The following is a 9,923-nucleotide window of genomic DNA, read 5'->3' on the forward strand; positions in this document are numbered from 1 at the left end:
ACTTCACTACGAGTCGGCCGCGCCCACCCGATAATACACCACAACAGGCCTAACAGTCCTGCGCGAACAAGTACAGAATGGCACAAAACAGACGATTGCGGGCACATATGCCGAAGCAGCCTAACGGTCGTTGACGACCGTGGCGCGTCCCGCACCGTTCAGGATCGCGGCAAATCCTCCCTTGTCGTGGATCGAAAAGACAATGATCGGAATGGCGTTCTCCCGGGCAAGAGCGACGGCAGCAACGTCCATCACCGCCAGGCCCTTTTCCAGCACCTCGTCATGGGTGAGTGTGTCAAAGCGCCGGGCCTGCGGGTTGGATTTGGGATCGTCCGAATAGATGCCGTCCACCTGGGTTCCCTTGAATATCGCCTGGGCGCCCATTTCGGCGGCGCGCAGGGCCGCTGCGGAATCGGTCGTGAAGAACGGATTGCCGGTACCGCCGGCAAAGATGACAACGCGCCCCTTTTCCAGATGATGCAAAGCCGCGCGCTGGGAAAAGCTCTGGCAAATCTCCGGCATGGCGATGGCGGACAGGACCTCGGTCGCCACGCCGAGCTTGCGCAGCGATGTTGCCAGCGCCAGGGCGTTGATGACCGTCGCGAGCATGCCCATGTGGTCGCCCGTCACGCGATCGCCGCCCTTCGAGGCAACGGCGACACCCCGGAAGATGTTGCCGCCGCCGACGACCACACCGACTTCGACACCCATCGCATGCGCCTCTGCAATATCCGATGCGATGCGATCGGCAACCGCGACATCGATGCCGAAGCCCTGCTCGCCCATCAGGGCTTCGCCGGAGGCTTTGAGGAGAACACGCTGGTAGATGGGCTTTTGAGACATGATCGATCCGTAAGTGAACTGAAAGCCGGATACACGAAGGGCACCGCGTTGTCACGCGATGCCCCGGCATTTTCACCTGTAATTGTCGGTCAATCAGGCATTGGCTGCGGCTGCGACCTCCGCAGCGAAATCGCTCTCTTCCTTTTCGACGCCTTCGCCGAGCTGGAAGCGGACGAATCCGGCGACGGCAATCGGTGCCCCGGCATCGGCTTCCGCCTGTTTGACGGCTGCCTCGACCGTGAGATCGGGATTGATGACGAAGCTCTGCGACATCAAGGCGACTTCCTCGAAGAACTTGCGCATGCGTCCTTCGACCATCTTCTCGATGATGTTGTCGGGCTTGCCGGACTCGCGCGCCTGCTCGATGAAGATCGCGCGTTCGCGGTCGGCGACATCGGCGTCGACATCGGCGGAGGTCACGGCCAGCGGGTTCGTTGCAGCCACGTGCATGGCAATCTGCTTACCGATCGCTGCGAGGGCGCCGGCATCACCCGACGACTTGAGCGCCACGAGAACGCCAAGCTTGCCGAGACCGTCGGCAACGGAATTGTGGATGTAGCTCGCAACGACACCCTCGTCCACGGACAGCAGCGCGCTGCGGCGCAGGTTCAGGTTCTCGCCGATCGTTGCAACGGCATCGGTGACGCTGTCGGCAACCGATTTTCCGGTTGCCGGATAGGTTGCGGAAGCAACTGCGTCGACCGTTCCGTCCGTCGTCAGGGCCACGGCCGCGACGCCGCGCACGAGATCCTGAAAGGCATCGTTGCGCGCCACGAAATCGGTTTCCGAATTGATCTCGACGACGACCGCCCGGTTCCCCTCGGCGGCAACGCCCACGAGGCCTTCTGCCGCCGTGCGCCCGGACTTCTTGTCGGCCTTGGCAATGCCCTTGGCGCGGAGCCAGTCAATTGCGGCTTCCATGTCGCCGTTGTTTTCGATCAGCGCCTTTTTGCAGTCCATCATGCCTGCGCCGGACTTTTCACGCAGTTCTTTCACCTGAGATGCGGAAATGCTCATCTTCGCCTCTTGCAAGAGTGTGGTGCACCGAAAATCGGTGCACCGTATTTTCATGGTTCCAATACAGATTCACATGACATGCGCGTGACATGCCATCGATCGAATGCCTTAGGAAGCCGGGGTTTTCTCCGCCGCGGCTTCGGCCTTCTCGGCGGCCGGTTCCTCGGCAGCAGCCTCTTCAGCTGCGGGCTCTTCAGCAACAGCCTCTTCAGCCGCAGGCTCTTCAGCAGCAGCCTCTTCAGCGGCGGGCTCCTCGGCAGCCGGCGTTTCAGCGGCCGGTTCCTTGGCGGCGGCTTCTTCCGCCGCAGGTTCCGCTGTCTCTTCCGTCACCTCTTCAAGGGCCGGTTCAACCGGTGCTTCCTCTGAAGCTCCGATATCCACGCCGGCGGAACCCTGCTGGCGCGCAATGCCGTCGAGGGCGGCTTTTGCCACCAGGTCGCAATAAAGCGAGATGGCTCGCGCCGCGTCGTCGTTGCCGGGAACCGGATAGTCGATGGGATCCGGGTCGCAGTTGGAATCGACAATGGCGACAACCGGGATGCCGAGGCGCTTGGCCTCCTGGATGGCGATCGCTTCCTTGTTCGTGTCGATGATGAACATCAGGTCCGGCGTTCCGCCCATATCGCGGATACCGCCCAGTGCGCGCTCAAGCTTGTCGCGCTCGCGCTCAAGGTTCAGGCGTTCCTTCTTCGTGAAGCCCTGTGCCTCTGCTGCCAGCAGCTCATCGAGCTTGCGCAGACGCTGGATGGAATGCGAGATGGTTTTCCAGTTGGTCAGCATCCCGCCGAGCCAGCGCGCATTGACATAATACTGGGCGCTGCGCTTTGCCGCGTCGGCGACGAGTTCGGACGCCTGACGCTTGGTGCCGACGAAGAGCACGCGGCCACCACCGGCCACGGTGTCGCTGACGAGCTGCAGCGCCTGCGAGAGCATCGGGACCGTCTGGCCGAGATCGATGATGTGAACGTTGTTGCGGTCGCCGAAAATGAATTGCTTCATTTTCGGATTCCAGCGGTGAGTCTGGTGACCAAAGTGAACACCAGCTTCAAGCAGCTGGCGCATGCTGAAATCAGGCAATGCCATGCCTTGTCTCCTTTTCCGGTTATACCTCCGTGGCGCGTCAGCAGTTCGTCTGCCACCGGCGGACCGGCCCGGATTTCTCCCGGACAAGCCCATGCTCCACGTGTGGAATGGGCGGTTCCCTACAGTGGAATGCCGCCGATATCAAGGGGTACGGGCGAAAAAGCGGATTCAGGCATATACTCTCACCGCATCGGAGGCGGTCAGCGCGTGCCGCCAGTCAATTCAGCTCACGTCTGGATTGCCGACAAGAGGTAAAAAATAACTGCGGAAAGCAGGGCCGCTGCCGGGACCGTTACCACCCACGCGGCCACGATGGTCATGAAATGCGACCTTCGCACAAGTTTTCTTCTGCGCATTTCGGAGTGGTTGATCTCCTGCGGTCGCACGCCGGTCAGTGTTTTCCGTTTGTTGACGTAGCGGCGGCGCCTTTTTGAGTTGCCGGTGTACCATTCGCGGAAAAAGCCGACACCGAAAACCGCGCCGACGGCAATGTGGGTGGAACTGACGGGCAAACCCAGCCATGAGGCAATAATCACGGTGATTGCCGCCGACAGCGCCACGCAATAGGCGCGCATCGGATTCAGTTTGGTGATCTGCTGGCCTACCATGCGGATGAGCTTGGGGCCAAAAAGAAGCAGGCCGAACGAAATGCCAAAGGCACCGATGACCATGACCCACCACGGTATAGTCACCTTGGCGGCTATCTCGCCGACGCCCGCAGTGTGGACAATTGCGGCAAGCGGGCCGACTGCATTGGCAACGTCGTTGGCGCCGTGCGCGAAGGAAAGCAAGGCGGCCGAGCAAACCAGCGGAATAGCAAACAGCTTGCGCAGAGACTGATTTCTGTTTTCGAGATGAGCGGACTGACGCGCGATTACCGGACGCACCAGCGCCCAGGCCGCCAGTGCTACAACCAGACCTATGAGCAGGGCCGACTGTATATCGATCTTCACGATCTTTTTGATGCCCTTAAGCGCCAGATAAGTGGCGAAACACCCTGCCATAATGGCGATCAGCACAGGAACCCAGCGACGGGCCGCGGCAATCTTGTCATCCTGATAAATGATCAGGGTCTTGATAAGCGCAAGGAAGATTGCGGCAATCACGCCGCCGATGAGCGGCGATATGACCCAGCTTGCTGCAATGCTGGCCATGGTTGGCCAATTCACAACAGTGAAACCGGCCGCCGCGATGCCAGCCCCCATCACGCCTCCAACGACGGAGTGGGTGGTCGACACCGGCGCGCCGACCCAGGTTGCGAGGTTGACCCAGACAGCGGAGGAAATAAGCGCGGCCATCATCGCCCAGACAAAACTCGAACTTTCGGCAAAATTGTCCGGATCAATGATGCCTTTCGAGATCGTGCTGACGACATCGCCACCGGCAATGAGCGCGCCGCCGCTTTCGAATACGGCGGCAATTACCAGCGCCACGCCCATGGTCATGGCGTTCGAACCAACGGCCGGCCCGACATTGTTGGCGACATCATTCGCGCCGATATTGAGCGCCATGTAGGCGCCAACGACCGCTGCCGCGATGATAATGACGGATCCTGGAAGGCCGCTTACAAAAAGGCTGGCGAAAATGAGTGCCAGCACAAGAAAGGCCACGGCGATACCGAGCCCGAGCATTTTGCGCGACAAAAACTGCGTGGCCAGTTCGACACGCGAGATTTTGGCGAGATCCTTGTCGAGCGTTAACTTCGAGTAGTCTCGTTGGGTCGGCTGCAAGCCTTAAACCCTCCCCCGGGCATTTCCGTTTGCCGAGTGGACAGTCCTTTAAAGGACTTGCACCGGCTCTCCTGCTTTATGCACTCAACAAACAGGGAGCAAGCATTTGCCGGAAATCAGGGGTAAAAAACTATGGACAAAAGTCGCGTATCAGGGATTGCAGCTCCGGTTCATCAACCTTTCCGGCCGCTTCTTCTACACTGAACCACTGGCGTTGACGTTCATCTTTTTCAGGATAATCGTCCTCCAGCCGCTCGACTTCCAACGGATAAACCTGGACTGTACATCGGACAGGGAGTCCGCCGCGCATCCATTTGCGAAATTGGTAGGTTCCCAATGCCGACGGACCTATCCGCCCGACAACGCCAGCTTCCTCAAATGCCTCAGATGCCGCGGTTCCAAAGTCGGACGTGTTTTTCATGGCCCACCCCTTGGGCAGAATCCACCGTCCGCTTCCCCTCGAGGTGATCAGCAGAACTTCAGCGCAATTGCCGCTTTTTCGGTAACAAAGTGCCGCGTACTGCAGCGGCGTGGGGCGGCTCACCATCAAGCTGAAGTATTCGGCTGCCGAGTTCCATCGTTCAAGTATTGCTGACATGCTTTTGTATCCCTACGCAGAACCATCTGGCTATCTTATTGCAATAGCTGCGCTGCGGCACATTATTTGGGTGCAATTCGATATCAACTTACAGTGACGAACGCCTGTTGTTACTTTCTTCGTCCGCCCGCAGCCGATTCGTATATCACATTGTGCTTAACACAATGGAAATTCAACAGCCCTCGCCGTCAAATGTCTCCAGAGACGAAAGCGTACCCTTTAGCGCAAATTCGCCGTAGTCCATGATCAGGTCTCTGGTGATGCCATTCTCATACAGCTTGAAAGAAATACGATAAATCGGTGTTTCTTCGTCTTTTTTTGTTTCATCAAAATACGCAATTGTTACCGGCCAGGTCGGCATGTCGGCAAAATCACCGGTCGCATCCCGCTCCTCTTCATCTACGACGGAAACGCGCGGAGACCCGACGACACTCGTCGTCAGCATCACCTTGCGGCCCTCATCGGAGCCGTCGAAGAGATACGACTGGAAGAATCTCTCCCCCTTTTTCGCACGCTCGATAAGCGAAATCATCTGCGCTGTCGGAAACTGCGCGGGGTCGAGTTCCAGCTTGGCCCGCCTCGGGATCGTCAGGTCCACCGAAGTGCCTTGTGAGCCGGCCCTGGCGCTGCCGCGAACCTCGAGGTCTAGTTTCTGGTTCACAAACGACTTGGTGATGAAACGGAAAGTCCGGTCCTCGAGATTCTCGTATGTCGTTGTTTGCTGGTCGGTCAACCGCACGCTGTTGCCAGTGTCGGCCTGCGTAACGAACCGGAAACCGACCGTGTATCCTGCGCAGGCCGAACCGTTAAACTCGTAGACCATGCGTCCGTACATGGATTCGATGCCGGAACGCTCCGAAGCGTCCTGCAATTCGAGATCGTAAACCGCCCGATGCGGAATGAGGGATTCAGCCACACCGGCATGCGCATACCCGGCCAGAACCAGACCGATATTGATGGACGCAATCGTTCCTAGTAACCGTCGCAATCGACATTTCCTTCTGCTGCTATATGCACCATGTTAACGGGCATTGCGACAAATTGGTGGGGTGTCGGAAAATTCGACGCACCACGCCTCGCAGGACGAATTGTATTAGTCAAGACATTAACGGAGTTCAAATATGTCAGAGACGATCGCCTCACGCCTTGCCGCGCTTGGCCTGGAACTGCCCGATGCCGCTGCGCCGGCAGCCAATTATGTCCCCTTTACGATTGTCGGCACAACGCTCTACGTTTCCGGACAATTGCCGATGCAGAACGGAGCGGTCGCCGTGACGGGCCGCCTTGAATCCGAATCGGACATCGCGAAAGGCCAGGAGGCTGCGCGACTTTGCGCGATAAACATCCTTGCCCAGGCAAGAGCGGCGCTGGGCGGCGACCTTGAGGGAATCGGACGGTTGGCAAAAATCCAGGGTTTCGTCTCCTCCGCCCCGGAGTTCGACAAGCAGCACCTCGTCATTAACGGCGCGTCGGATCTTCTCGTCGATGTGCTCGGGGAGCGCGGCGTGCATGCCAGGGCCGCGGTCGGCATGGCATCTCTGCCGTTCAACGCGTCCGTGGAGATCGACGCGATTTTCGCAATTGGCGGAGAGTAGAACGGCATGCCGCACCGCTGGATCATCGACAGGCCGATCGCCCACCGCGGTTATCACGACATGAACAACCATATCTGGGAGAACACCCGCAGCGCCTTTGCGCGGGCCGTCGAAGCGGGGTTTCCGATCGAGTGCGACCTGCAGCTTTCGTCGGACGACGTGGCGATGGTTTTCCACGACTATGACACGCAGCGGCTTTGCGGTGTGGAGGGGGTGGTCCGCGAGATGACGGCCGCGGAGCTGACGGCCCTCAATGTCGGCGGGACCGCGGACACGATTCCGACGCTCAGCGACCTGCTCGAACAGGTCAATGGTGCGGTCGGGCTGGTCGTTGAATTGAAATCGCCCGATGCGAGAGATATCGGCGCCTTTGCAAAATCGGTGCTGGAAGATCTCGACGGCTATCCCGGCAATGTCGTCCTGATGTCTTTCGACACCGATCTCATGCAGGCATTGGCCGACAGTGGCACCGATTGGCCGCTCGGGCTGGTGGCTGCCGAATTCAACGATGCGGACCGGGAGAAGAATATAGCTGCGCTCGAGCTTCCCATCGACTTTGTATCATTTTGTGTTGACCACGTTCCGAGCGATTTTCTGGAACTGGCACGGGCTAAAGGCCTTACAGTGATCTCCTGGACCGTGAGGGATGAAGCGTCCGAGAAAATCGCCGCCGAGCACACGGATCAAATTACGTTTGAGGGCTTTGACCCAATGGCCTTGTCAGCCTGACCGGAGGCTTTAAATAAGGCGGATGGCTGAACCGAACAATGACGATATTCAACGTAGCGATTGTCATGATGTCGATACGTTCCGTATCAGAATCGTCAATTCATTCAATGATATAGAGAAATCAAAATGGTCCGGCCTGGTCTCGACGCGAGCCGTGGAGGGAGAGCCCTACAACCCTTTTGTCAATTATGACTTTCTTGCTGCGCTGGAACTCTCCGGATGCGCGACGGCGCACACCGGGTGGCTGGGGCAGCACTTGCTTCTTGAATCAACAGCCGGTGAGCTGCTTGGTGCCCTGCCCTGCTATATCAAAAGCCACAGCCAGGGTGAGTATGTCTTCGATCACGGCTGGGCGGACGCCTTCGAGCGGGCCGGCGGCAGTTACTATCCCAAGCTCCAGGCTTCGATTCCATTCACGCCCGCGACCGGGCCGCGGCTCTTGTGCGCCAACGAATCGCAGGGCGCGCCGGTTCGTTCTGCCCTGGCGCAGGGGTTGAGGACGCTGACCGAGCGGCTATCCCTCTCATCAGCCCACGTGACATTCATCCCCGACGCACAGACAGAGTATTTTTCCGCTGCGGGCTACCTGATGCGAAACGATCAGCAGTTTCATTTTATCAATGACGGCTACGGCAGTTACGGTGACTTTCTCAGCACACTCGCTTCGAGGAAACGCAAGGCACTGAAACGGGAACGCCGGGTCGCTCTCGAGAATGACATTTCCATCGACTGGCTGACAGGCGCCGATCTGACCGAGGCGGCCTGGGACAGCTTTTATGCGTTCTATATGGACACGGGCTCGCGGAAATGGGGGCGCCCCTATCTCAACAGGGAATTCTTCTCGCGTGTCTCCGAAACGATGGCCGACGATATCCTTCTCATCATGGCGCGACGCGGCACGCACTATGTTGCCGGCGCGATCAATTTCGTGGGATCGGACACGCTATACGGCCGGCACTGGGGTTGTGTCGAGGATCATCCCTTCCTGCATTTCGAAGTCTGCTACCACCAGGCCATCGATTTCGCCATATCCCGTGGTTTGCGCACCGTCGAGGCCGGCGCACAGGGCGAACACAAACTGTCGCGCGGCTATATGCCGGTGACAACGCACTCCGCCCATCACATAACCCATGCGGGATTGAGGAACGCCGTCGCCGACTACCTCGAACACGAACGCGATGACGTGGAACGCATCGGGCGACTGCTTCGCCAGCACGGGCCCTTTCGCAAAGGTTGAGAGCTCAGCCGGCCGGGTCGGTTGACTTGCCGGCCAGCGCATCCCGGGTTGCGCGAAGCGTCTTCAGGAACCGCGTCGCGCGCTCGATATTCGATTCCACTTCCAGGATTTTCTGGTTGAGGAACTGCTCTGCATCAAAATCATCGGTCAACGGATTATCGAGTTGGCGCAGGAAGAACACGAGCTCTGCAAGTGTGAATCCGGCCTTCTGCGCTTCCTCGACCATGCGCAACCGCTCGAAAACGTCTTCGTCATAGTGCCGGTAAGCATTGGTTTTGTCCGGACCGTCCGAAGAGGCGATCAAGCCGTTCCGTTCGTAAAACCGGATCGTGTCCCGGCTCAAACCGGACCTGCGGGCGACTTCGCCTATGCGCATCGTCATTAACACCAAACCATTGACAATGGTCCATTGTTATCATCAAATGCTTCGGGTTGGAAGTGCAATCGCACTTCGCCGCCGGTTTACGGCACAAGGAGGAGCTTTCGGATGGGCAATCGATGTCAGAGCTGCGGAATGCCGTTGAGCAAGGACGAAATGGGCGGCGGTACCAATGCCGACGGTTCGATCAGCTCGCAATATTGCTCGTATTGCTTCAAGGATGGGAAATTCCTCCAACCGGATTTCACCGCTGCAGACATGCAGGTATTCTGTCTCGAGCAGCTTGCCAAACGCGGCATGCCCCGGTTCATGGCATGGATATTCACGCGCGGCATTCCCAAACTCGGCCGCTGGCAGAATCCGTGAGCGGCATTATATTAATACTCAGTCCGAATTGGCTGGGGTTTCAATCGACATGATCCGAAGACGTGCCTTCCTGATCGGCAGCGGCGGAACCGCCGTCATCACATTGGTCAGCGGACTCCTGTCCGCTCCGGCGCGGGCCGCGACCGGAAACATCGTTACCGCAAGGGCGCTGCGCAGCGTCAACAGTTACAGGAAGGCCAACGGCCGCGGTGCGCTCAGGAGCGACGGGGATGTCCCGTTCTCTGTTGAAAAAGGAACGGGCAGCGTTGCGGTTTCATGATTAGGCGGCCTGCGCCATGTCGTCAACCTGGTTGCTGTCGCCCGATCCTGCGCCATGTCTGTGGAG

11 protein-coding genes and 1 pseudogene are annotated in these 9,923 nt (G+C 58.6%); 5 read left to right on the forward strand and 7 right to left on the reverse strand.

Features of this window, described 5'->3' with window-relative positions; genetic code table 11:
- Positions 1–120: 120 nt before the first annotated feature.
- From pyrH to E4M07_RS24955, 6 genes and pseudogenes are all read right to left on the reverse strand, one after another.
- Positions 121–843 carry a UMP kinase gene (gene pyrH / locus E4M07_RS24925; protein WP_136661133.1) on the reverse strand — a complete coding sequence of 241 codons (723 nt, stop codon included), beginning with the start codon at positions 841–843 and terminating at the stop codon, positions 121–123.
- Positions 844–936: 93 nt separating this feature from the next.
- On the reverse strand, positions 937–1,860 hold the full coding sequence (gene tsf / locus E4M07_RS24930; RefSeq protein ID WP_136661134.1) for a translation elongation factor Ts: 924 nt from the start codon (positions 1,858–1,860) through the stop codon (positions 937–939).
- Between the two features lie 321 nt (positions 1,861–2,181).
- A pseudogene (gene rpsB, locus E4M07_RS24935) lies at positions 2,182–2,943 on the reverse strand (30S ribosomal protein S2); the annotation flags it as partial.
- Between the two features lie 227 nt (positions 2,944–3,170).
- The gene (locus E4M07_RS24945; RefSeq protein WP_246660593.1) at positions 3,171–4,673 is read right to left on the reverse strand and encodes an inorganic phosphate transporter; all 1,503 of its coding nucleotides are present in this window, start codon (positions 4,671–4,673) and stop codon (positions 3,171–3,173) included.
- Positions 4,674–4,803: 130 nt separating this feature from the next.
- The gene (locus E4M07_RS24950) at positions 4,804–5,271 is read right to left on the reverse strand and encodes an NUDIX hydrolase (RefSeq protein WP_246660594.1); all 468 of its coding nucleotides are present in this window, start codon (positions 5,269–5,271) and stop codon (positions 4,804–4,806) included.
- A 172-nt stretch (positions 5,272–5,443) separates the two neighbouring features.
- Entirely contained in the window at positions 5,444–6,187 is a 744-nt protein-coding gene (locus E4M07_RS24955) for a cell envelope integrity EipB family protein (protein WP_246660595.1), read from the reverse strand.
- A gap of 205 nt (positions 6,188–6,392) precedes the next feature.
- Between E4M07_RS24955 and E4M07_RS24960 the strand changes: the two genes are divergently transcribed.
- The 3 genes from E4M07_RS24960 (at position 6,393) to E4M07_RS24970 (ending at position 8,832) form a co-directional block, all read left to right on the forward strand.
- Positions 6,393–6,866 carry a RidA family protein gene (locus E4M07_RS24960; RefSeq protein WP_136661138.1) on the forward strand — a complete coding sequence of 158 codons (474 nt, stop codon included), beginning with the start codon at positions 6,393–6,395 and terminating at the stop codon, positions 6,864–6,866.
- 6 nt (positions 6,867–6,872) lie between these two features.
- Positions 6,873–7,595: a glycerophosphodiester phosphodiesterase family protein gene (locus tag E4M07_RS24965; protein ID WP_136661139.1), complete on the forward strand. Its 723-nt coding sequence runs from the start codon at positions 6,873–6,875 to the stop codon at positions 7,593–7,595.
- A 112-nt stretch (positions 7,596–7,707) separates the two neighbouring features.
- The gene (locus tag E4M07_RS24970; RefSeq protein ID WP_246660597.1) at positions 7,708–8,832 is read left to right on the forward strand and encodes a GNAT family N-acetyltransferase; all 1,125 of its coding nucleotides are present in this window, start codon (positions 7,708–7,710) and stop codon (positions 8,830–8,832) included.
- A gap of 4 nt (positions 8,833–8,836) precedes the next feature.
- On the opposite strand, the gene E4M07_RS24975 is transcribed toward E4M07_RS24970, so the two are convergent.
- The gene (locus E4M07_RS24975; protein ID WP_206057396.1) at positions 8,837–9,214 is read right to left on the reverse strand and encodes a MerR family transcriptional regulator; all 378 of its coding nucleotides are present in this window, start codon (positions 9,212–9,214) and stop codon (positions 8,837–8,839) included.
- 105 nt (positions 9,215–9,319) lie between these two features.
- Between E4M07_RS24975 and E4M07_RS24980 the strand changes: the two genes are divergently transcribed.
- Together E4M07_RS24980 and E4M07_RS24985 are read left to right on the forward strand one after the other, a co-directional pair.
- A complete protein-coding gene (locus E4M07_RS24980; protein ID WP_281404998.1) occupies positions 9,320–9,577 on the forward strand; it encodes a zinc ribbon domain-containing protein in 258 nt (85 codons plus the stop codon).
- 49 nt (positions 9,578–9,626) lie between these two features.
- Positions 9,627–9,857 carry a hypothetical protein gene (locus E4M07_RS24985; RefSeq protein ID WP_136661142.1) on the forward strand — a complete coding sequence of 77 codons (231 nt, stop codon included), beginning with the start codon at positions 9,627–9,629 and terminating at the stop codon, positions 9,855–9,857.
- The last annotated feature ends 66 nt before the right edge of the window (positions 9,858–9,923 follow it).

The sequence above is a fragment of the Nitratireductor sp. XY-223 genome, from assembly GCF_004959855.1.
Lineage (GTDB): Bacteria > Pseudomonadota > Alphaproteobacteria > Rhizobiales > Rhizobiaceae > Hoeflea_A.